At 41.1% G+C, this 22,593-nt stretch carries 26 protein-coding genes and 1 pseudogene; 14 read left to right on the forward strand and 13 right to left on the reverse strand.

Going from position 1 to position 22,593, the window contains the following annotated elements:
* Nucleotides 1-43: 43 nt before the first annotated feature.
* The 8 genes from GKR92_03530 to GKR92_03565 all read right to left on the reverse strand — a co-directional run bounded on the left by GKR92_03530 (nucleotide 44) and on the right by GKR92_03565 (nucleotide 7,859).
* Nucleotides 44-484, reverse strand: a complete 441-nt coding sequence (locus tag GKR92_03530; GenBank protein QMU60811.1) for a carbon monoxide dehydrogenase — start codon at nucleotides 482-484, stop codon at nucleotides 44-46.
* A gap of 90 nt (nucleotides 485-574) precedes the next feature.
* Nucleotides 575-1,288, reverse strand: coding sequence for an FCD domain-containing protein (locus GKR92_03535; protein ID QMU60812.1), 714 nt, complete (start codon nucleotides 1,286-1,288; stop codon nucleotides 575-577).
* 194 nt (nucleotides 1,289-1,482) lie between these two features.
* The gene (locus tag GKR92_03540) at nucleotides 1,483-3,927 is read right to left on the reverse strand and encodes a molybdopterin-dependent oxidoreductase (GenBank protein ID QMU60813.1); all 2,445 of its coding nucleotides are present in this window, start codon (nucleotides 3,925-3,927) and stop codon (nucleotides 1,483-1,485) included.
* Entirely contained in the window at nucleotides 3,927-4,406 is a 480-nt protein-coding gene (locus GKR92_03545) for a 2Fe-2S iron-sulfur cluster binding domain-containing protein (GenBank protein ID QMU60814.1), read from the reverse strand. Before GKR92_03545 ends, GKR92_03540 begins: the two co-directional genes overlap by 1 nt.
* Nucleotides 4,407-4,416: 10 nt before the next feature.
* On the reverse strand, nucleotides 4,417-5,280 hold the full coding sequence (locus tag GKR92_03550) for a xanthine dehydrogenase family protein subunit M (GenBank protein ID QMU60815.1): 864 nt from the start codon (nucleotides 5,278-5,280) through the stop codon (nucleotides 4,417-4,419).
* Between the two features lie 47 nt (nucleotides 5,281-5,327).
* Nucleotides 5,328-6,110 carry an SDR family oxidoreductase gene (locus tag GKR92_03555; GenBank protein QMU60816.1) on the reverse strand — a complete coding sequence of 261 codons (783 nt, stop codon included), beginning with the start codon at nucleotides 6,108-6,110 and terminating at the stop codon, nucleotides 5,328-5,330.
* Nucleotides 6,111-6,282: 172 nt separating this feature from the next.
* A complete protein-coding gene (locus GKR92_03560) occupies nucleotides 6,283-6,858 on the reverse strand; it encodes an NTP transferase domain-containing protein (GenBank protein ID QMU60817.1) in 576 nt (191 codons plus the stop codon).
* Nucleotides 6,855-7,859: an isoquinoline 1-oxidoreductase gene (locus tag GKR92_03565; protein QMU60818.1), complete on the reverse strand. Its 1,005-nt coding sequence runs from the start codon at nucleotides 7,857-7,859 to the stop codon at nucleotides 6,855-6,857. The genes GKR92_03560 and GKR92_03565 overlap by 4 nt, the downstream gene beginning before the upstream one ends.
* Before the next feature lie 384 nt (nucleotides 7,860-8,243).
* On the opposite strand from GKR92_03565, the gene GKR92_03570 reads away from it, so the two are divergent.
* The 12 genes from GKR92_03570 to GKR92_03625 all read left to right on the forward strand — a co-directional run bounded on the left by GKR92_03570 (nucleotide 8,244) and on the right by GKR92_03625 (nucleotide 17,942).
* Nucleotides 8,244-8,690, forward strand: coding sequence for a hypothetical protein (locus tag GKR92_03570; protein QMU60819.1), 447 nt, complete (start codon nucleotides 8,244-8,246; stop codon nucleotides 8,688-8,690).
* Between the two features lie 66 nt (nucleotides 8,691-8,756).
* Nucleotides 8,757-8,948, forward strand: a complete 192-nt coding sequence (locus GKR92_03575; protein ID QMU60820.1) for a DUF1289 domain-containing protein — start codon at nucleotides 8,757-8,759, stop codon at nucleotides 8,946-8,948.
* 155 nt (nucleotides 8,949-9,103) lie between these two features.
* Entirely contained in the window at nucleotides 9,104-10,474 is a 1,371-nt protein-coding gene (locus GKR92_03580) for an aminotransferase class V-fold PLP-dependent enzyme (protein QMU60821.1), read from the forward strand.
* Between the two features lie 224 nt (nucleotides 10,475-10,698).
* Nucleotides 10,699-11,022, forward strand: coding sequence for a hypothetical protein (locus GKR92_03585; protein QMU60822.1), 324 nt, complete (start codon nucleotides 10,699-10,701; stop codon nucleotides 11,020-11,022).
* A gap of 154 nt (nucleotides 11,023-11,176) precedes the next feature.
* A complete protein-coding gene (locus tag GKR92_03590) occupies nucleotides 11,177-11,809 on the forward strand; it encodes a DUF2796 domain-containing protein (protein ID QMU60823.1) in 633 nt (210 codons plus the stop codon).
* Between the two features lie 35 nt (nucleotides 11,810-11,844).
* The gene (locus GKR92_03595; protein QMU60824.1) at nucleotides 11,845-12,549 is read left to right on the forward strand and encodes an ATP-binding cassette domain-containing protein; all 705 of its coding nucleotides are present in this window, start codon (nucleotides 11,845-11,847) and stop codon (nucleotides 12,547-12,549) included.
* Nucleotides 12,546-13,814: an FtsX-like permease family protein gene (locus GKR92_03600; protein ID QMU60825.1), complete on the forward strand. Its 1,269-nt coding sequence runs from the start codon at nucleotides 12,546-12,548 to the stop codon at nucleotides 13,812-13,814. The genes GKR92_03595 and GKR92_03600 overlap by 4 nt, the downstream gene beginning before the upstream one ends.
* The gene (locus GKR92_03605; GenBank protein ID QMU60826.1) at nucleotides 13,811-14,404 is read left to right on the forward strand and encodes a DUF3299 domain-containing protein; all 594 of its coding nucleotides are present in this window, start codon (nucleotides 13,811-13,813) and stop codon (nucleotides 14,402-14,404) included. Before GKR92_03600 ends, GKR92_03605 begins: the two co-directional genes overlap by 4 nt.
* 153 nt (nucleotides 14,405-14,557) lie before the next feature.
* Nucleotides 14,558-14,881 (forward strand): hypothetical protein, encoded by a 324-nt coding sequence (locus tag GKR92_03610; GenBank protein ID QMU60827.1) that lies wholly within the window; start codon nucleotides 14,558-14,560, stop codon nucleotides 14,879-14,881.
* A 33-nt stretch (nucleotides 14,882-14,914) separates the two neighbouring features.
* Complete coding sequence (locus GKR92_03615; GenBank protein ID QMU60828.1) at nucleotides 14,915-16,270, forward strand: hypothetical protein; 1,356 nt, start codon at nucleotides 14,915-14,917, stop codon at nucleotides 16,268-16,270.
* A gap of 8 nt (nucleotides 16,271-16,278) precedes the next feature.
* Entirely contained in the window at nucleotides 16,279-17,175 is an 897-nt protein-coding gene (locus GKR92_03620; protein ID QMU60829.1) for a zinc ABC transporter substrate-binding protein, read from the forward strand.
* Nucleotides 17,172-17,942: a metal ABC transporter permease gene (locus GKR92_03625; protein ID QMU60830.1), complete on the forward strand. Its 771-nt coding sequence runs from the start codon at nucleotides 17,172-17,174 to the stop codon at nucleotides 17,940-17,942. The genes GKR92_03620 and GKR92_03625 overlap by 4 nt, the downstream gene beginning before the upstream one ends.
* A 131-nt stretch (nucleotides 17,943-18,073) precedes the next feature.
* Here GKR92_03625 and GKR92_03630 read toward each other — a convergent pair whose 3' ends face one another.
* The 4 genes from GKR92_03630 to GKR92_03645 all read right to left on the reverse strand — a co-directional run bounded on the left by GKR92_03630 (nucleotide 18,074) and on the right by GKR92_03645 (nucleotide 20,506).
* Nucleotides 18,074-18,469, reverse strand: coding sequence for a hypothetical protein (locus tag GKR92_03630; GenBank protein QMU60831.1), 396 nt, complete (start codon nucleotides 18,467-18,469; stop codon nucleotides 18,074-18,076).
* Entirely contained in the window at nucleotides 18,453-18,854 is a 402-nt protein-coding gene (locus tag GKR92_03635) for a hypothetical protein (protein ID QMU60832.1), read from the reverse strand. Before GKR92_03635 ends, GKR92_03630 begins: the two co-directional genes overlap by 17 nt.
* Nucleotides 18,855-19,023: 169 nt before the next feature.
* Nucleotides 19,024-19,623: a hypothetical protein gene (locus GKR92_03640; GenBank protein QMU60833.1), complete on the reverse strand. Its 600-nt coding sequence runs from the start codon at nucleotides 19,621-19,623 to the stop codon at nucleotides 19,024-19,026.
* 28 nt (nucleotides 19,624-19,651) lie between these two features.
* Nucleotides 19,652-20,506 (reverse strand): MerR family transcriptional regulator, encoded by an 855-nt coding sequence (locus GKR92_03645; protein QMU60834.1) that lies wholly within the window; start codon nucleotides 20,504-20,506, stop codon nucleotides 19,652-19,654.
* Nucleotides 20,507-20,861: 355 nt separating this feature from the next.
* Between GKR92_03645 and GKR92_03650 the strand changes: the two genes are divergently transcribed.
* Together GKR92_03650 and GKR92_03655 are read left to right on the forward strand one after the other, a co-directional pair.
* Nucleotides 20,862-21,332 carry a YHS domain protein gene (locus GKR92_03650; protein ID QMU60835.1) on the forward strand — a complete coding sequence of 157 codons (471 nt, stop codon included), beginning with the start codon at nucleotides 20,862-20,864 and terminating at the stop codon, nucleotides 21,330-21,332.
* 56 nt (nucleotides 21,333-21,388) lie between these two features.
* Nucleotides 21,389-22,094: pseudogene (locus tag GKR92_03655) on the forward strand (DUF899 domain-containing protein).
* Between the two features lie 94 nt (nucleotides 22,095-22,188).
* Here GKR92_03655 and GKR92_03660 read toward each other — a convergent pair.
* A complete protein-coding gene (locus tag GKR92_03660; GenBank protein ID QMU60836.1) occupies nucleotides 22,189-22,539 on the reverse strand; it encodes a DUF861 domain-containing protein in 351 nt (116 codons plus the stop codon).
* Between the last annotated feature and the right edge of the window lie 54 nt (nucleotides 22,540-22,593).

Raw genomic sequence — 22,593 nt, forward strand, 5'->3', positions numbered from 1 at the left:
TAATTCCAGTTTGATCATTCATCGTCTTTGGTGTACCCGCACCTTACGCCAGGATGCTATCGAACTGTTCAAAAAACTGTTTGGACATTTTTCTTGCAACGCCCTCCAGCAGACGACCACCTGCTTGAGCTATTTTGCCTCCCACATCAACCTCAACAATGTACTTCATTGTCGTTTGATCACTATTATTCTCTAACAATTGTATTCGAGCTGATCCTTTGGCAATACCGGCAGCACCGCCTTCACCCTGACCCGTAATTGTGTAGCTTTCTGGCGGAACAAGATCGCTCAGCTCAACTTTCCCTTTGAATCGGGCTTTAATTGGACCGACCTTTGTTAGAACTACAGCGCTAAATTCTGTGTCACTGATTTTTTCCAAGGACTCACATCCTGGAATCACCTGTGACAACACTTCTGGATTGTTCAGTGCAGAGAAAACCTTATCTCGGCTCGCGTTAACTATAACTTCATCGACTATTTTCAATTTTTATTCCTTCTATTGAATAGTAATCATGATGGTTACTACCTCGTGAAATTTACCCAATGATTTCTTGAGAAAAAGTTTTGCGTGCATTCATTTCTTATTATTCTTACTAATTTGTTTTTCTACTAAAGAGGCGAGACGCTCACCACACTCCGCTATGTCTGCAACGATAGCCTGCCGAACCTTCTCAGCATCCCGGCTTTTCAGGCCCTCGATTGCAAGCTCATGATTTCTGCAGAGAAAGTCTGTTTCCTTTTTTGTCGATTGCTTATTAGATGCTTTCCACTCGTCACCAAGCAAGTAGTTAAAAACGGGCCCGACTCTCAACCATGTCAACTTAATATAATCGACAATAGTATGGGACTCCGATGCCTCATAAATTGAAAAATGGAAAACTCTATTCAGGCGAAGGTATTCCTTGATATCTGAATTTGTAATTGCATCGTGCATGCTTACACTCAGTTGCTTCAGATTATCGATCGTGGTGTCGCTGATATTTTCCACAGCTTTCGCCGAGACAATACCTTCTACAGCACTACGAAGAATCGTCAGCTCTTGAATTTCCATTTGGGTGAGTTCGGGTACTGCGATAGTTCTATTTGGCAGCAAGACTAATGCTCGTTCTGCAACAAGAGTTCGAAGCGCGTCTCTTACAGGCATCGGACTTGTACCAACCACTGCGGCAAGTTTTCGAATCTGCATGGTGTCACCAGGAGCAAACTGCCCATCTAAAAGAGCCTCACACAGTTTATCGTACACCTGCTCATGAACGGTTTCTCGCTCAACATGGCCAATGTTTTTCATTCAACCCTCTAACCTCCGCTGCAAAATATTTCGTCATTCAATGTTAAGTTGTTCGACTTACCACTGTTATTAACTATCTGTGGTCTTCGGGTATCAGAAAACTAACTCTCCGCTACCTATGTGTTAGTTCGTTTCTCTTAAACATTGAATCGACTACGCATATTCTCTGGATCACCAAAAGGTAAATCCAATTTCTAATTACGAATTAACTCGCGTAATCGCATTGGCGTGATGGGTAAGAAATCGATTGAGATATCAAACTCGCTAAGGGCATCTTCAATCGCGGAAACTAATGCTGGTGGAGATCCCATTCGCCCACCTTCACCGCCACCTTTAACTCCGTATTCAGTGAATGGTGATGGTGTCTCCACATGATCAACTTCCATATCAACAGGAGATTCCATAATTGATGGATGAAGGTAGTCAGTCAGAAGTACATTTTGTGGTTGGCCATTTTCATCATAGGAGAACTGCTCCAAGAAAGTTGAACCGATTCCATTAACGATGCCTCCACGTATATGACCATCGAGTGTCTTCGGATTAACAATCGTTCCACAATCGTGAACTGCAACAAATTTCAACACATCTACTTTCCCTGTTTCAATGTCGACCTCTACGGCTACAACATGACAACTATGCCCCATGATTGGATAGAAAATACCCATGTGCTTACCATCTTTATCAGGGAATGTTGTCACCGGGTGATCGTATATGTAGGTAGCATCCAAACCACTTGTTAAATCAAGATCCGCAGGAAGACTTAGACGATAATAATGTGCTTGATCAGAAATCTCTGCAATGGTCATGCGTTTGTCCGGCACACCTTTCACTTGCACAGCACCATCGACCAACTCAAGATCATTTACGGAAGCCTCCATAAGATGCCCGGCAATCTTGAACATTTTCTCACGTAATTTTGTTGCTGCTCCGACCACTGCACCGGTTATCATAACGGTAAACCTGCTGCCACCTGGCCCCACGGAGTCGAGACCCTGGTCGGTGTCGGCATAACAGACTTCTATATCCTTCGGGTCGAGTGATAGCTGCTCTGCCAGTACTTGTGTTGCCACCGTTTCTGGACTATTCCCCCAAAACGGTGAGTTGAGCGTCACCATCGCCTTTCCAGTGAGGTCTATTTTAATTGACACAGAATCTGGTGAGCTTGACCACTCAACGCCCTCCTCAAGATTCCACATCCAGAATTCCGTTGAACTAAACACGCTACGTTCTTGGCAGGTTGCAACTCCGATTCCAATATATTTGCCTTGTTTGCGCATCTCGACTTTCTTCTTGCGCCAATCGTCAATATCAATTTTATTAAGTGCCTTTTCAAGTACGGCCTGATAGTTACCACTGTCGTACATGTTTCCAGTTGGTATCAGATAAGGAAATTGATCTGGCTGAATGAAGTTTTGTTTTCGAATATCCAACCGGTCACGACCAAGTTTATCTGCCGCCGCATCGACAAGTCGTTCAACAACAAAGTTAGCAACTTCAGAGCCAAATCCACGATAAGCACCTTGCTGACACTTGTTTGTCAGAACGGCAGTTAAATCAACTTCAACACTATTGATTTGATAGGGTCCGATACATTGGGATAACGCATTACCGTGTTGCCCAACGCCAAATTGGAGATACGCGCCATAATCGTCGATAATTTTAGTTTTTAGACTAAGTAAAGTACCGTCATTTTTTAGCGCTAGTTTGGCGTAGTAAACACGGTCAGAACCATGATTGTCACAACTTGTTGTATTGTCCACTCGGTCTTCGATAAATTTCACTGGGCACCCCGCCATTCTTGCGAGCATAGCTGCCATAATCGGAACCTTGTGCACGAACATCTTGCTACCAAAACTACCGCCCGCTAAAACCGGTTTAATATTTAGTTTGTGCCCTTCTACACCTAACGTCTGCGCAATCATCCAGCCGCAATAGTTGTACATGGATGTATTCGCATGCACGGTAAATTTGTCCGTTGCGCCATGATACTCAGCGACTGCGCCGACAGTCTCAAGCGGCTGACCACCCGAACGAGGCCACCTAAATTTCTTCTCTATTACGAGGTCTGCTTTGGCAAAATCCTCATCAACCGGGCCAAATTGATACGCTCGAGCCAGTGCAACATTGGTATCACCTCTTTCAGGGTGCAAGACGGCATCCCCTTTAGAGTGAATGGCTTCCTCCATGTCGACCACTACGGGAAGTGGATCGTACTCAACTTCGACAAGATCACATGCGTCTTCGGCGATATATCTGGATTCAGCGAGCACCGCGACGACCGCTTCACCAACATGACGAACTCGGTCAGCGGCAATGACATGTTGAGGAACCGGTGGGCTCGACCAGGTTGGAAGTGCCCCAACTTGCTCCAATGCCTCGGCACCTGTTACGACGAGAATAACGCCGCTTAAGGCCTCCGCTTTACTCTTGTCAATTTTTATAATTCGCGCATGGGCGTGAGGACTTCGCAACACGGCAACATGCGCCATGCCTGGTAGGCTGATGTCATCAATATAAATTCCCTTACCTTGTAAGAGTCGCGGGTCCTCCACGCGCTTCATACTGTTACCTACCCACTTCATGTCCGAATGTGGTTTAGTTGTCTGCCGACTTTCTGGAATATGTGCTTTCAAAACCATTATCCTTCTCCCCTAATAGTCTCGGCCGCTGCAAGAATTGAATCGACAATCGTTTGATATCCGGTACATCTACAAAGATTGCCCGAAAGCGCTTCACGCACCTCGCCCACGGTTGGGTTTGGATTGGCATCTAAAAGTTCTTGAGCCGTTGCGAGCATCCCAGGCGTACAGTATCCGCATTGCAACCCATGATTTTCCCAAAACGCCTCCTGCAATGGAGACATTTTTCCGTTTGCAGCATGGCCTTCAATAGTTTTGATCTCGGCACCATTCGTAACAACCGCAAATGTCAGACAGGAACGAACTGATTTTCCGTCAAGTAAAATCGTACACGCACCACAAATTCCGTGCTCACATCCGACATGGGTTCCAGTTAGACCCAAGTCATGTCGCAGAAAATCACTGAGAAGTTTTCTTGGTTCAACTTCACGCTCATACTGTCTACCGTTTACCTTTACTGAAATAGAAACGTTATCCATTATCATCCCCTTAGGTCGTTGCTCGTTGGACTGCGTCAGACAAACCCCGCCGCGTCAGTGACAACGTTAAGTCACGTCGATACATTGCATCCGCATGAAAATCAGAGAATGGATCCACCGCCTTAGCAGCAGCTTCAGCAGCAGCTTCAATGTTATCCTCATTGACATCCACACCTTCGAGCATTTTTTCCGCTTCCGTCATCCGCTGTGCTGTCGGCCCTACTCCACATGCCGCGATCCGAGCGCCCTGGAACTTACCAGCCACAACACGCGCTGCAGCCCCAACACCGACGATGGCAAAATCCCCTTTACGAGGGCTAATTTCAGTGAATCCATAGCCTTCATCTCCAGATCGTTTTCCTATCCGGATTTCCGTTAGTAGCTCATCTTCTCCTGCGGAAACTTCGTAGATATCCTCGAAAAAATCTCTTGCCGCGACTTCACGCTCTCCACGAACTGATCGCAGAACCATCACTGCGTCATAAGCCAGCATCACTGCTGGGTTTTCTGATGCTGGATCTGCGTGAAAAATATTCCCCCCAATCGTCCCTCGGTTCCGAACGGCCTGATGGGCAATCCAGTTATAGGCTTCGGTTAATAAAGGACAATGTTCAGCGACAAGCGCCGACGCTTTCACATCATTATGACGTGTCATTGCACCGATCTGTATTTCGTCCGTAGTTTCTTTGATGTATGCAAGGTCGATAATCCCATTCATGTCAATCAATTCTGATGGACTAATCACCCGAAGGCCCATCATAGGAATTAAACTTTGACCACCGGCAAGCACTTTAGCGTCTTCATTATTTGCAATGGCTGCTAACGCTTCTTCGATGGAAGTCGGGCGAATGTATTTAAAGGGAGGAGGCTTCATTTAATTATCTCCTGCATTAGAATAATTTTTCGAAATACTTGACCTGTTTACCAGGCAGCCCAACCGCCATCGACTAGCAGGTTGATGCCATGCACAGAATTTGCATCGTCAGATGCTAAATATACGGCAGCACCAGTAAGCTCATCCGGCTCGAGATGACCAACACGATTGGGCGTGAGAGAAGCATTATGTTCGTCATACCCTTCTACTTCTCGAAGATGGGCATTGAGGTCTGTTTTAATATTGCCGGGTGCCAAACTATTAATGTTAATTCCAAACCGTGCAATTTCGAGACACATTGCTTTGCTCATATTAATCAAGCCACCTTTCGATGCACAATATGCCGCAGAATTGGGGAATCCACCAACACCCGCGATTGAAGTTATATTTACGATCTTTCCACTTCCCTTTGGCTTCATGACGGCAATTGCCGCCTTCGAAAGAAAAAATACAGATTTTAAATTAAGATCTAACTGCGTATCCCAAATCTCTTCTGTCATGTCTTCAATTGGAGTTGGCATAAAGGCGCCTGCATTGTTTACCAAGATATCTACGGTGCCAAAATCTGCGACAACATCATCAATCAATTGGTTACAATTTGCGAGATCAGACAGATCATATGCATAGACCTTTGCTTTGCCACCACCATCGGTAATTTCTTTCGCAACAGCCTGCGCAGCTTCAGAATTCGACTGTCCTACTATGGCAACTATTGCCCCCTCTTCACCATAACGAAGACTAATAGATTTCCCTATTCCACGTGAACCACCCGTAACGATGGCAACCTTTTCTTTCAAACGCATAGTACGTACCTTCTTGTTAATCATCATTGCAATTCAATCAGCGACAATTCTTGGCAGTCCATGGCAATCTTCGGTGAAGATTTAGAAATTTTCTGATCGTAGCGTAAGGGCTCCGCCATAGCAGCGCCTATTCACAATTATCGATATCAGTGATAACAAATACCAAATACCAAGTCAACCGTTGCTTTGAAAGGTAGATTTAACGACGCACAAGATTCAAGTGTTCAAGATCAGCGGGAGTATCGATGTCGATTTCGCCACTAAGGATTTCTATGTCGATAATTTTTTCATTCGATCGGTTCAGAATGGTCTTGGCTCCTTTATCCTCTTTTAGTCTTTTCATTTCATTAAATGCATTTTGAGCAAACAATGCAGGCACACCTCGTGAACCTGCATAACGAGAACAGACAATATTAGAACCATTAAAGTTTGAAACTATAGTCCTGAGATCGGACACCGCAATCGCTACCTGATCTGCAAGTAGAATCATGATTGCATCATGTTGGCTTTCAATTGCGCGCACGCCGCAAGCGATAGAAGACCCAATACCCTGTTCCCAGTTTGGGTTGAATATGACTTTGGCATGTTGGATCGCGGTGCTAATTTCACGATGATAAGCACCGGTTACTACAAATACCGAGCCAGGGAAAACCTCATTCGCTTTATCGATGCAACTCTGCAGCATAGTTGTGCCGTCCAGTTCTATCAGTTGTTTACATGAACCAAATCGAGATGCATCACCTGCCGCCAATATCAGAGCGGCGATAGGCTTCATGTGGTTAAGATCTTGCTTAGTGAACGTGCTGATTTCTCTTTTAGACTGGCATGGCACTCCGCCAGTATGGATAGTGCAATGGTTTCCGGTAGCTCCGCACCTAAATCCAGCCCAGCCGGACTGGCCAGTGGTATCTGTAAACTTCTATCGGTCAGTCCGGCTGCATCCAGCACCTCTTTTCGCCTGTTGATAGGACCGATAAGCGCGAGATATTTTAGCGGTGATGACTGTAATGCCCTCAATGCCTCCATATCAATTTGAATGTTATGGCTCATCAGAATGCCAGCATCAACCGAGTGGCTCTGCGCATAATTTGATAATTCCTCAGTCGATGTACGCAGTATTTTATCAGCCGTCATAAAATACTCGCGCCGGGCATTGGCCGGTCGGGAGTCATAAAGCGATACAAACCAGCCGAGCTCATGTGCAATAGACACGACGGGACGCGCATCATGCCCACCACCGATCACTAACAAATGCGGGTCGGGTTTGATTTCGGTTTTTAACCAGGCTTCACCATCCTCTTCTATTAGGCCTGTTCCCTCCTCATGACTTGTATTAAGGAAACGGCTTTTTACCTCACCGTTTTCATCCGGGACAAGTTGAAAAAAAACACCGCTACGTCTTTCGAGCAGTGCCTGATGGATTTCGGTCAAACACAGGTATTTATATTTCTTGAGTACAGGTTGAAGTAGAATATGGACGACGCCACCACAGCCTATGCCGAGTTGAAAAGACAAATCATCCTCGTCGGTAGAATCGTAGCAAATCGTTTTTGACCGGCCAGATTGCATGACGCGCTTGGCATGTTGCTGAATATCTGACTCGAGACAACCACCACTAAGCAGGCCGAATTGCGGTCCATCACTACTAAACAACATCATTGCACCCGCTTTTCGATAGCATGGCCCATGTGTTTTATAAACCGTACCCAGTACCCACTGGCAGCTATCCCGCTTTTCATACCATTCTTTAAGTAGCTGCGAGAAACGATTTCCCATACTGATATTCTACCTTTTATTAATTATGAAATTCCGGAGCAGGATTATGCATTATCACGGCGCTGCTCCGACGATCACCTCTTCGCACTCAACATCAATTTGAACACACATCGCACTGATTGCTTCATATATAAGGTCTTGAAAAAATTGATTAAGGAGTCCGACCATACTGATACAAATGGCTGATACAAATGGTGAATCGTGGATAAATAGTCATCCCAAAAAACAGTAATATCAAGCACTATCTTTACGAATTAAATAATCTCTGCTAAATCAGGTGACTGTTAATATTATATTGTTGAGATAATTCCGACACCAGAGTCTTAAGAATTCTAGTAAGATCCAATAACGTTTATATCTCCCTTAATAAGAAATACCCAAAATATGAAAGATCTAAAAAAAGTTTTTCGTAACCTTGAAAAAGAATTGAATCAATCAAGTTGGTTTGATGATGGCTGGGATATTTACAACCGCGGTGTTTATCTGCAGCTCTACAAGGATAACTGGCATAACCAGAATCAAGGAGGAATTCATTTTGAAACTTTTATTGAAGCCAGAGAAGTTAAACAAAAAGCATTCCCTATCTGTATGCATGCGGAGGAAGATTGCCCTTCACAACAGGCGTTCATACAAGAGTTTATGGCGCTAGAAGGAGATCGCATAAAGAATTGGAAGGGCTATCAGATCGGCGATGGCGAAGGCTACAGCATTTGCAAAAGAACGCTCCCTCTCAATTTTAAGAATCTGGAACAACGGCTCTTCGAAGAGTTCAACAGACTTCGACAGCTAGAAAAAGGGATCGAGCAAGCACTGAGTCTAGTTAAAGCCTAACCTAATCTACTTGACCCAACTCGACATGATGAAGCAATAAAACATTTTGCAAGGAGTAATAAAGCAATGAAACGGCAAAAAAATCCTTGCATTGATGTGTGTGAGTTCACTGGCCCCAAAGGATGGTGCATAGGTTGCGGTCGAACTCAGCAGGAATGTGATAAATGGAAGACGATGAAGCCCTATGCAAGAAATACCCTTGATAAAGAACTTCAAAGAAGAATGTCCAAGATTAAATCTCTTTTTAATGCTCCATAATCAAAAAACACTGCACAAGACAAAGTACTGCTAGTACCCCTATTTATATAGGTTATCAAAGGCGTTTTGCTCGCTTTCAGGATGGTTTGTTTCGAACCTTTTGTTTATTATCGGCAATATAATCAAAAACATGCAAATACTTAGGGCTACTTAAAATGACGAATGAACTAATCTCGCCTCTTTCCGCACTTAGACGTCTTATCGAATCCAAACAGATGGAAAAATCTGATGTCGATTTTATTAACGATAAAGACTATGTCTGGTCTCCTCATAATAAAATTATCAACGTAACCCCAGGTCCTGCTTTTGGGTCTGAATTGGTGACTCAATTTTCATCCAACCAAACAAGAGGCATGCGTGGCCCAGGTGTGGCGAAGTATTTTGCATCGGTTCGTGAGGACTACGCAAAAATGGTGGATATGCAAGAAGGCGGTAGAGCGTTGTTTTATACCGGTTCAGGAACCTCTGCAACTGAAGCTGCTGCAGGCTCTTGCCAGACACCGGATGAAGTAGGTTCGGACAAGAAAGTGATCATCACATTAGAGATTGGCGCTTTCAGTAATGCCATGGGTAATTGCGTTGAAAACTTAGGTAGAGGTGTGGTTCGCATTAATGGTGAACTGGGTGAAGACCTACCTTTTGCTAAGTGCAGAGAAGTGTTGGAAAAAGACACGAATCATGACATTAAGATGGTGATGGCACCGCACAATGAAACCGGTGCTGGTGTGACAACAGACCCTAAGAAGTTACGTGACTTATTAGATGAACTAAAACACCCTGCGCTGGTTTTTATTGACGGTATTTCTTCTATCGGCAGCATGCCGTGCTCGATGACTAAAATGGGCATCGACATGCTAGTGGGCTGTAGCCAAAAAGGTATGATGGGTACCCCTAGTATCGGAATGATTACCCTCAGCCCTAAAGCAGTACAAAGAATTCAAGAGTCTGAAAAACAGATGGCAGATGCGGGAGTTAAGAAAGGCCAACATTACCTTAACCTTGGCAAAATGATTGAAGCCATGGATAGCCTGGGTTTACATATTGAAACCCCGAGTAATTACTCACAATTCGCGGTGGCATTGGATTCGATTGCGATCGAAGGCATTGATCGCGTTTGCGATCGTCACAGAGAGTGTTCTGAAGTGTACCGTGCTGCAGTTCAGGCTGCAGGATTTGATTTAGTAACCAAAGATAACAGTTTGGCATCGAATGCAGTAACCGCTATTCGAGCACCAGAAGGTCATGGCGAGAAAGACATTATGAACGTCCTCATGATTATGTATTACAAACACGCGGTAGAAGCGGCAGCCATTCCTGGTTATCCAGATATGGGTTGGCGACTTTGCGCAACAGGCGGAATTCAACCTCAACATGCGTTGATGGCTTCAATCGCTTTCTTGAAAGCAGCTGAAGAAGCAGGATTACCAATTGATGCTGACAAAGGTATCGCTGCGGGTTCTAAGAAGTATGCAGAAGTGGTTCAGTATCATCGCCCTCTTCCTGGAATTGATGTATACGGAAGATAAGTCTGTTAAAAAATATTGAAGAAACAGAAGAAAGGACTCTAATACATTAACTAAAGTGCATTAGCTAAAGAAAGTTCTTCCTTCAAATACACTTCCCAAAACATCCAGTAGATCATCCAGTAAAATCTAAATTCTTTAGATTTTACTGGATATATAAACCGTTATTTATCCCACTTCATTCAGTCTGGCTATTTGTTATCATTGTTATATTATAACAATAGAATATGAAGCCATTTAAGCCACAAAAATTAGTCATAGCTTATTTTCTGCTTGCGTTAGTGAGCTCTCAATTCTTGCTGGCTCAACATAGTGCTGATCATCTAGATTCAACTAGCCACTCTCAACAAGATAATGAAAAAAATGAAAGTGATATTTGCCAGTTTTGCGTTACCGCAAAAAATCTAGAGCAAGATTTTATAATCCATAGCGAATTACTTTTCTCGACCCCATCATTTAAGAAAGTTTATTTATGCTCTCTAAAGTATTCTAGCCGTACAACCTGTAGCAAACCTTTTCAATCTCAGGCCCCTCCTGCACAGTTCTCTTAAAACTACGAATTAATAAGCCTTAATGTAAGGACAGCAATACTCGCATTATTGTGCCGAATAACAGGCTTTGTGGTCGATGCTATAAACACCAGTAATCACCACTTCTCTGGACTTTATCAAATCACTATTACAGTGAATTTGAAGGATCAAGATTATGCAAATAACACCAAAAGCACTACTAACTATTTTTTTATTTTTACCCATCGTCACAATTTATGCTTCTGAAGATCAACATTCTCACGATGAAGAAAGTATGTTTGAAGAGCATAGCGCTCATGAACATGGTCATGCTTCTTCACAAATTACGTTTATCAACCACACACTCAATCTAGCATTATCACTACCCTCGATTGATATATTTGGCTTTGAACATGAACCTCACAATGAAAAAGAACATGAAATCATCACTCAATCACAAGCTATCCTTAAGAATGCGGATAACATAATTTCCATACATCCTAATAACGAATGTGAACTTAAATCTATTAGCTTGGAAAGCAGCATAATTGATTCTGTAAATGAAAATGATAAAGATCACAATGATCATGAGTCAGATGAACACCATGATGCCGAATCACATGACGAAGAAGAACACAATGATGAAGAACATAGCGACGTATCGCTCCACTATGTTTACAGCTGCTCACAAGACAACCTAGAATCAATAGAATACAAAATATTTGATCACTTCCCCACAATTGAAGAAATTGAAGTACAGTTTGTTTCAAATGAGACTCAGAATCTATTTACTGCAACACCAAAATCTCGCGCTCTATCATTTAAATAACAAAATCTAATCCATTACCTTCAATAAATTACTTTATGTCACAAGATTGTATTCAGTTATCAAACGTTGAGTTTTGTTGGGGCAATAACCAACCATCATTATTCAATATTGAGTCACTGACGCTTAGAAAAGCAGAAAAGTTATTTATTCACGGCCCGAGTGGCTGTGGAAAAACAACTTTATTGAATCTGATCTCTGGAGTCCTCATGCCTACTCGAGGAGATATTTTAGTTTTAGGGAATAACATGTTTTCCCAAAAACAAAAGTTAAGAGATCAGTATCGAGCAGATCATATGGGAATTATATTTCAACAGTTTAATTTAATTCCCTATCTCAATGTATTAGAAAATATCACTCTTCCCTGCCTATTTTCATGGCGCAGACGAGAAATGCTTTCCATACAAAAACGTAGCTCTACTGATGAGGCATTAAGATTATTAGCGGCGCTTGGTTTAAAAGACAAAGATATTATCTTTAAAAATGTAACAGAGTTAAGTGCTGGCCAACAACAACGTGTAGCGGCAGCACGTGCATTAATCGGTTCTCCTGAAATTATTATTGCAGACGAACCCACATCTGCTTTGGATCAGGACGCTAAACAGGGCTTTTTAGAACTGCTGTTTGATGAAGCGAAGAAAAGTAACAGCGCATTGTTATTTGTTAGCCATGATCTAACTTTATCAAATTTATTTGATCGCTCGGTATCATTAAATGAATTTCGCTCTGTGGAAAACGCATGAATATCAAGATTTTCCTACTAGCTTTAAAAAGTCTCCGCTTTCGTAAACTTTCAATAGGTTTAACTATTTTCTCACTAGCCATCAGCGTTGTGTTACTTCTAGGGGTAGATATCATACGCGTACAAGCTAAGGAGAAGTTTGCTAACACTATTAGCGGTACAGACTTGATTGTTGGCTCACGTAGTGGTTCTACACAACTATTGCTATACAGCATCTTTCATTTAGGTAATGCAACAAACAATGTTTCCTGGGAAAGCTACAACAAGATCATAAGTCATCCACGAGTAAATTGGAGCATCCCTATTTCCTTGGGTGATTCACACAAAGGCTACCGTGTAGTTGGAACTACAACAGATATATTTCAATATTATCGATATAGCAAACGTCATAAATTAACGTTCTCAAGCGGCCAAGAGTTTTCAGGGATTTTTGGTGCAGTTCTTGGTGCAGAAGTTGCCAAAAAACTTGACTACCAACTTGATGAGAAAATTATTCTTGCGCATGGCATGGGTAATGTAAGTTTTGCCGAACATAAAAACCTACCTTTTACAGTAACAGGAATATTAAAACCTACCGGCACTCCCATTGACCGATCTGTATTGATAACGTTAAAAGGATTAGAAGCCGTACATATAGGTTGGGAACAAGGCGTACCTAGTAAAAACGCTATTCAAACAAATGATCTAGAGAAGGATGACGATAGACTTCAATCTAAATCCATAACAGCATTTCTACTAGGCCTTAAAAATAAACAAGATATCTTCTCCATACAACGTGGAATAAACAATTATAAATCAGAGCCGTTACTTGCGATTCTTCCAGGTATTGCACTCATGGAGCTATGGAAAGTGGTTGGAGCAGTAGAAAAAGTAATGCTGATCATTGCAGCACTGGTTGTTGTAACGGGTTTGTTAGGGATGTTAGCCATTATATTAACCAACTTAAACGAGCGTCGACGCGAAATTGCAGTGCTGCGTTCTGTTGGAGCTTCACCTAAAACAATATTTACACTAATGGTCATTGAATCAGAGATATTGGTGATACTAGGAATATTTTTAGGTTTAATAATTTTGTACTTTTTATTAGCGCTTATTAATCCTATGTTATTTAATACATATGGCTTAAATATTGAACTTCAATCACCCACCAAGCTCCAATGGATCATGCTACTCATCATCTTATTAGGTGGATTGGTTGCAGCAATATTTCCGGCGATCAGCGCTTATAGGAAAACTTTACAAGACGGGTTAACCATACGAACATGAATTCATTCAAACATAAACAATACATTTCTTTTGCACTGAACATATTGGTGTTCATTTCCATAGCATGCCCAACATTACAGGCAGAAGAAGCTAAAGAGTTAGATTGGGGTGACCTAGCACCAGAGGGTTATTTTGAAAGCTTGGAGCAAAACCAAAAGTCCACATTAGGTGGATCATTTGATGCTTTTGGTGATGCACTCGGTATTGAAACTTTTGAAGATGATTCTGAAGAAGCGCAGCAAGCCTATGATGAGTTACAAGTCACGTTACGCTCTGCACCTATTGTTCCTGAGTTAAATGGACAATATGTAAAACTCGCCGGATTCATTGTACCCTTAGAATATGATTTCGAAAATGGCACCTTTAGTGAATTCCTGTTAGCGCCTTACTTTGGTGCCTGCATACATGTTCCACCACCCCCATCCAATCAAATAGTATATGTAAAGTCACCTAAGCCACTAGGTCAGAAATGGTTGGATAATGCCGCCTGGGTGGAAGGTACAATAACAACAGAAAGCGTTAATAGTGACTATGGTTCTGCTTCATATTCGATGAAAGATGTTCAATTAGATATCTATGATGCTGACTAAGCAGTGTGTATAGCACCGCAATAGAAAACTCGCTTGAAACCCCTATATATTTAATACCCATGCGCAGGCTAGGCGCCTAGAAGCTAGGTGCGGTAGTGCGCTAGCTTAGCGAGTATACATCTCAAAATAGATGTTATATTATAACATATCAATATGAAGCTATTTAAGCCACAGAAGCTAGTTATAGCTTATTTCCTACTTGCATTAATTAGCAGTCAATTCCTGCTGGCTCAGCATAGTGCAACTCATCTTGATTCAGATAATCATTCCCAACACGATGAAGACGATAGTGAAAGTGATATTTGTCAGTTTTGTGTTACTGCAAAAAATCTAGAGCAAGAATTTCTAGTTCAGTCGCATGTATCTCTTTCAGCATCTACATCAAAACAAAATTCTTTATGTGTATTTGAATACACTCTTCACTCTACTTGTAACAAACCTTTTCACTCACAAGCACCTCCTACTCTTTTCTCTTAAAAAACGTTTTAATTAACTTTATGAGGAAAGATTATGTCCAGATTATATTACTGGGCGACTGTCTGTGTGGCAGTTGCCTTATTTACCTGTAGTCAAAATGTATTTTCAGCTGAAAATACAGATTTGATAAGCTTAAAAAATGAAATAGCTGAAATGCGAAAACTCTATGAGCAAAAAATTCAGCTCTTAGAAAAGAAAGTAACGTCATTACAGTCACAACAAGAAGAACTTAAAAAGCAAGAACCCGCAGCTCAAGTAGCGCGAGCGCCTGCAACGAGCCAACGTAGTATTGGCTCAAATGATTTCAATCCATCGATTAGCGCAATTCTGCAAGGAAAATATAATAGTTTTTCTAAACGAAACTCTGAATTTTCAGGCTTTGCAGTGGGCGAAGAAGGTGAACGATCATCAGAAGGATTCACGCTTGATGAAACCGAAATTAACCTTGCTGCAAGCATTGATGACAAGTTCCGAGGTAGCTCAACCATTGCACTAGTGCAAGAAGATGGTACACAAGTAGAGCTTGAAGAAGCGTATATCGAAACCATTGGCCTACCCTTTGGTATAAGCGCTAAAGCGGGAAGGTTTTTTGCATCTCTTGGTTACTTAAATGAACATCACAGCCATGCCGATGATTTTACGGATCGTCCATTACCGTATCGGGTATTTCTAAATAAGTCATATAACGATGATGGCGTTCAAGCCACATGGATTGCGCCAACAGATTTATACACTGAACTAGGGTTTGGTGTATTTCGCGGCGGTGACTTCCCTGGTGGTGGTGAAGGTGACTCGAATGTGGGTGCATGGACTGTATTTGCTCGCATTGGTGGCGATATGGGTGACAACTCTGCTTGGCGAATGGGGTTATCCACTTTACAAGTCGATGACTTAGAACGATCTAGCAATGAAGATGAACTAGAATTTGCCGGCGACAATAAAATGTACATTGTTGATGGTCGTTACATTTGGGCACCCACCGGAAACAATCGCGAGAAGGAATTAATCCTACAAGCTGAGTATATGCAACGCGATGAAGATGGTATCTATGACGACTTAGCAGCCGGCTCTGGCCCTGTTTCGTATGACGAAGATCAATCGGGTTGGTATGCGCAAGGCATTTATAAGTTTCACCCACAATGGCGTGTAGGCGCACGCTACAGTCACCTTAACCCTGGCGATGTACCTACCGCATTAGTGGGAACCGTGTTGGATGATCAAAATCATGATCCGGAAAGTCTATCCTTAATGGCAGATTGGACGAATAGCGAATTTGGTCGTTTGCGTTTGCAATACAACATGGAAGAGCTTGCAGATGATAATCGTGACCATCAGATCACGCTTCAATACATCATGAGTATGGGTGCACATGCCGCCCACTCTTTTTGAGGTGAAGTATGAGTAAATATGTATTTTTTCTAATACTATCGTTACTTCCAACGGCTTCTATTGCCAAATTAGACATTTTTGCATGCGCTCCTGAATGGGGCGCACTTGCAAAAGAAATTGGTGGTGAAGAAGTTAACGTATTTACGGCATCCAAAGCCTCGCAAGATATTCACCATCTTCGCGCAAAACCTAGTTTTTTAGCCAAAATGCGTAAAACAGAACTTGTGTTTTGCACCGGTGCATCACTGGAGGCAGGTTGGTTACCGGTTCTCTTACAAAAAGCAGGAGGCGCTAAAGTGCAAGCCGGTCAAGTGGGTCATCTCCTTGCAAGTGAATATGTAGAAAGACTTGAACAAGCCGAATCAGTAGATCGTTCAATGGGGGATGTACATGGTGAAGGTAACCCTCACATTCACTTAAACCCACATAACTTAATCTTAATAGCAGATGAACTAGCGGAACGGTTATCGATACTTTCTCCTGATAAAGAAAAGTATTTTAATAATAGACTAGAAAACTTTAAGATAAACTGGCAGCAATATATAGAGGACTGGAAACAAAAAGCTCAATCTTTAACGAATAAATATGTTGTCGTGTATCACCAAAACTGGATTTATTTACTGAAGTGGTTAAATATAAATCGAGTGACAACGCTTGAACCGGTACCCGGCATGCCCCCACGCATTTCTCATTTAGAAAATGTACTTGCATCGGTTAAAAACCAAGACATCACGGCTATATTGTTAACGCCCTACCAACAAAACAAAGCGGCGGCTTGGCTATCAGAACATGCAAACATACCTGTGGTTACACTTCCCTATACCGTGGGTGGGAGTAAAAATGTTACAGACTTGAAATCTTTATTTGATGAAACCCTGCAACTCTTGCTTGAAGCGAGTTCATGATGATATCTGCTGACTTATTCGTTTTATTACTGCCTGCCTTTGCAGCGGGATGTTTAGTGGCAACCACGCACGTGCCTCTGGGCCTCGAAGTTTTAAAACGTGGGATTATTTTTATCGATCTAGCCATTGCACAAGTAGCAGCAATGGGTGTTGTGATAGGCCATGTAACTTTCCATAATTCAGGCCAGCTTCAATCACTTCTGCTGGCTTTAGTCTTTGCCTTATCAGGCGGTGGATTGTTCGCTTGGCTAGAAGCAAAACAGTTTAAACATTTAGAAGCCATGATTGGTGCCGTTTTTGTGGTGAGCGCCTCCATTACCATTCTTCTCCTTGCCAAAGACCCTCATGGTATTGAAGCCATGGAAAAACTACTAGCAGGACAAGTGCTTTGGGTGAAATGGTGGCCAGATTTAATGATTACGTTAATCATTTATGCAATCATTTTACTAATCTGGTTTAAACGAGATACGAACAATTCATCTTTATTTTATTTCATATTTCCAATAGTAGTGACTTTTTCAGTTCAGATCGCGGGAATTTATCTAGTGTTTGCTAGCTTGATCTTGCCTGCCATCGCCACTTGCCAAATTAACGGGAAAACGAAGTTACTAAGTGGCTACGCGGTAGCATTGATGAGTGTAATTTTAGGTTTAATGAGCGCAGTATTCTTTGACCTACCCACAGGACCTGTGATTGTATGCACTTACTTTGCAGTCTCTATGTTGCTGCTTTTAAGTACTTATAAAATTATTATTAAAGTTAAATAGAAAACTCGTATATAGAAACAAGGTTAACTAACTAGAAATAACATTATTAGAAAACCTGGTTACAGAGTTAAGTTTCGTACTACCATTTTCTTAATGTCAGGTTCTGGCAATATGAGCTTGTAGCACGATTACTAAGGTGGACACTGTTTAAATACCTGTGCTTTATATAGTTTGTCTTTTGCAAAGTGCAAATTTGTAATTTTTTCATTTGCTTGGGCGCTACTATCTGTAGCGAGGTAGGCAGGCAAGAAAAATAGACTGCCAAAAAATCCAATAGTTTGATTAGAATCTCGCTTATCACCTATTTCTTGGCTTTGTATAACGTGCTCGCTATTAAGTTCCACTAATTCTTGCTTTATTTCTTCACAAGTTAAGTTTGCAGTCTCAGGGTCAAAATCATCTACACTTAGCCTATGTTTTGAGTGCACAGAGCCATAATCTGGAGGTAGATCTGGTGCACTTGTGGCGCATCCGTATAAAGCTAGTAAAAATACGATGATTAGTAAGAACTTATTCAATGTACTCAACCGCTCTACCTTTACCTTCAAGCGCCCCCCCCCAACTCATTAACGAAATCCCTACTTCTCCATATCGTACTAGTATCACTGCGTCCGCTCCTAACTCTGCAGCTTTTACTTTTAACTTTTCGTCTACCAATACTGGAGTAGGATCTTTGTGAAATATAGTAGTCTTTCGAACAGTCACCGAGATATCTCCTAGTATTTTATATTTCTTATTTGAGATATCTTCTTTAGTTACAAGAATTGAATCGGGAGACTTAACCGCTTTTGCTGATTCAGTAGCAATTTCGGAATCAGCAGTATTCTCAACATTCTTAACCTTGGATGTACTCCATGTGCTACTACAACTACTCAGAATAACGATTAAAAAACCTATATATGCTAAACGCATAACGCACCTCTCATAAAATTAATAAAGATATTCTGGGAACCTAAGAACAATTCACAACCAACCTGTTTCTAATTGGTTGTGATTATATAACTTATAATATTAACTTGGCTATAGAAGCCAGTTTATTACTACCGTTACTGATGTCTGCTTTAGGTTAATAGTAATTAATTTAATTTTTATTTGTTTCATTTCTCCACTTCCATGGTGGAATAGGATTTTCTGTTTTCCATAAACCTACCTTTTTTGATTTCGCCCAATATTCTTTGCTGTTTAAATCTTTCTGCCTTTCTTTTGGCAAATGTTTATAAAATCTTCGCATCACCCAAGCGTGTCCGCAGACGACCATTTTTGCATTCACATTAATCCATTCATTATCTACATTATTTTTGACATAAACAGTTGCCACCATACGATCATATTTATCGTAACCATGCGGTTCTAATCGAATTTTCTGGCCACCAATAAATCGAATCAAGCCGTATTTAGCCGTATCTCCCCAAGGTTGGCCATCTTCTGGGCAATCGATTGAATCTAAACGCACTCGAAAATTACTCCAAGCATCTCCAACTATAATCGTATCTCCATCAATCACATGATGAACTTTTTTAATTACAACATTTTTTCTATCTAAACTTGATCCTCTCTTATTGGAAACTCCTTTATCAACATAATTTTCTGATTCTGGCTTTGTGCCTTCATCTGACTTAAGTCTAAATACTATGGCTAGAGCAATTAATATAACTACAATTAAAAGTACTCCTACTTCCATTATTTTGCTTGCATTACTTTACTCGATCTCATTTAGTCATCTCGTATTGCCATTTAAGTATGGCGTGGTCCTCACCTGAAATAATGCCGGTTACTTCATACATATCTGAACTAAGCATGCGGGCGTGTTCGCAAGAACCGTAGCCGACATCTGTCATTTCGTAATTTAAAAAGATGCAATCCCCTGCAAATGCTATTTTTCCGGTTACATCACCAAAGGTAGAGCAGTTTGCTACACAGCGTACTATTTCAGATTCACTCGTTACAATTGGCATGTGTATATTAAATATTCCTGTAGCTTCACCGGGCTCATCAAAGTTAATTTCTCGTAGAATATTCCAGATCTTATCTTCGTGAGTTACCGTTTGTTTGCCGCTTATGCCAATAGCATCCGCTCCGTATTTTTGAACGGTACCAGTAAATTTCCATTCTGCTGGTTCTAACAAGTAAGTATGCGTACATAGATTTAATGATGATGTTTTAAGATCGGACGGGTCGAACAAGCTATCTAAGAAGCTACACCCGTTATATTCACGAACCGGATTTGTATGCGCCTGCATGAAGTCTAGTGTTCTTTTTATAGCGGCAATATCTGCTAACCGCTGGCCAATTTCTTTACTTTTACGACGAATCAAAAACATAACATCCTGGTATGAATTACCGAGGTAATCGAAATCGAGTAGCTGTTTAATTTCGCCTAAACTGAAACCAAGATCTTTGGCTCGTTCGATGAACGTGAGTTCTTTTATAGAATTATCGTTATATATGCGATAGCCGCTTCTTTTCCGATGCGTAGGTTGCAGCAGCCCTTGCCGTTCGTAGTATCTGATTGTGTCGACATTCACCCCAGTTTCTGCCGATAACTTGCCTATTTTGAATTCCATATTTGTGTCCTCCAATTGGTGCTGGAACTTTAAACTCTGACCCTACTCCAGAGTCAAGTGGTTACGGAATTTAATTATTTAATACTGTAACTATTCTTCTATAATTATATTTATGGGCTTTTTTAAGGAAGCCTGTAGAGAATGACTGTTAAACAATGACTTAGCAGATTTTTAGAAGGCACATTCGAGCATTGAATGAAGGGTTCATCTGTGACGATTTATCGCAGTAAACTATGAGGCCACCCTCTTAAGTTAGCGGTAAGTAGTAGAATGTTATGTGCAATTGGAAGTGCTGCACCACCGATTGAAAATGGATTAATGCATTCTATTTCCACTCATCCATTTGGGAATTATTATGAAAAAGAAAATTATTATTGCCATTATCTTAGTGTTGATCATTGGGTTATTAGCCTTTGCTAACATGAATAAGATAAGTTCTGTCTCATGGATCCCATGGGGAGACATTAATAATACAAATGGAATAGCAATGAGTGGTTATGACCCGGTTGCCTATTTTACTTTAAACCGAGCCACTGTAGGTGATGAGACGATTTCCTATAACTGGAAAAACGTTGAGTGGCAATTTGCATCAACAGAACATTTAGCACTGTTTAAAGAAACTCCAGAAAAATATGCTCCTCAGTATGGTGGATATTGTGCAACGGCCATCAGCATTGGATTAACCGCGGACGTTGACCCTAGAAGTTGGCATATAGAAGACGGAAAATTGTATTTATTTTTCAATGGTGACCCTAAAAATGATTATATAGCTGATATCGGAGATGGCATTATTCAAAAATCAGAGTCTAAGTGGAACAATAGATAACGCGTAGGGTTTATTTAAAATATTCGAACCTGTTCAAGTGATATGGAGAATGAGTTATGAAAAATAATATCGTCTCGCATAATGAGTGGATTGAGGCACGAAAAGCATTCTTAACTAAAGAAAAGGAATTTACTAAATTACGTGATGAACTCAGTCAGCAGCGTCGAGAATTACCTTGGGAGAAAGTAGATAAGGAATATATTTTTGAAGGCCTCAATGGACCCATTTCTTTGTCTGATTTATTTGATGGTCGCACCCAGCTAATTATTTATCATTTTATGTATGGCGCTGACTGGGAAGCGGGTTGCCCCAGTTGCTCGCTACTCACTGATCATTTTAATCCCGCCATTATTCATCTTAACCATCGAGATGTTTCCATGGCAGTGATTTCCAAAGCGCCTTATACAAAATTAGCAGAATACAAAAAGCGTATGAATTGGGGCCTTAATTGGGTGTCTTCATTTAAAAACGACTTCAATCGTGACTATCATGTTTTCATTTACACAAGATGAAATCGATAATAATAAAATTTATTATAATTATCAGAAGGATGCATTTCCCAGCACAGAAGCGCCAGGGGTAAGTGTCTTCATTAAAGAAGATGACGGAAGCATTTATCACACGTATTCTACTTACGCACGTGGCCTAGATATGTTTATTACGGCCTATCATTACTTAGACTTGGCACCAAAAGGACGCGACGAAGACGACCTGTCTTTTACGATGGAGTGGGTGCGTCGACACGACGAATACGAACGTTAACCCATCAAAATTATATTCGTTTATTAGGCATGTAACTAAGAGGTTATCTGCAAAAATAGCCTCTTAGTTTTTATATGTAAAACTTAGTGATTCGCTATAGAACTCCAAACTTACGTTGCCCTACATAAAAAGCAGTACCTGAAGACTCTGAAGAAAACGTAATGGTGGTACCTGCATCAAAATAAACCACGTCGCCTGGTTTCATTTGAACGGTTTCGCCACCCTTCTCAGTTAAAGACATCTCTCCTTCTAGCATGATCTTACATTCATCATAACTGTAGGTGTATTCCAATGGATTGCCGGCTTCCATTCGGAAAAAGCCGCCACTAATAGGTGCTGCTTCATTTTCAGAAGCTACCGTATCCTGCAAAAATGCATTTATACCATCAATATTTAATGATGAAATTTCTTTAGACTGTGCTTTATTAAAATATTTCATTGCCATTTTTAGATTCCTTTTTTATTGAAAATTTCCAAATTAATTTTAACCAGCGCTCAT

This window comes from Gammaproteobacteria bacterium (assembly GCA_014075255.1).
GTDB lineage: Bacteria > Pseudomonadota > Gammaproteobacteria > UBA4575 > UBA4575 > JABDMD01.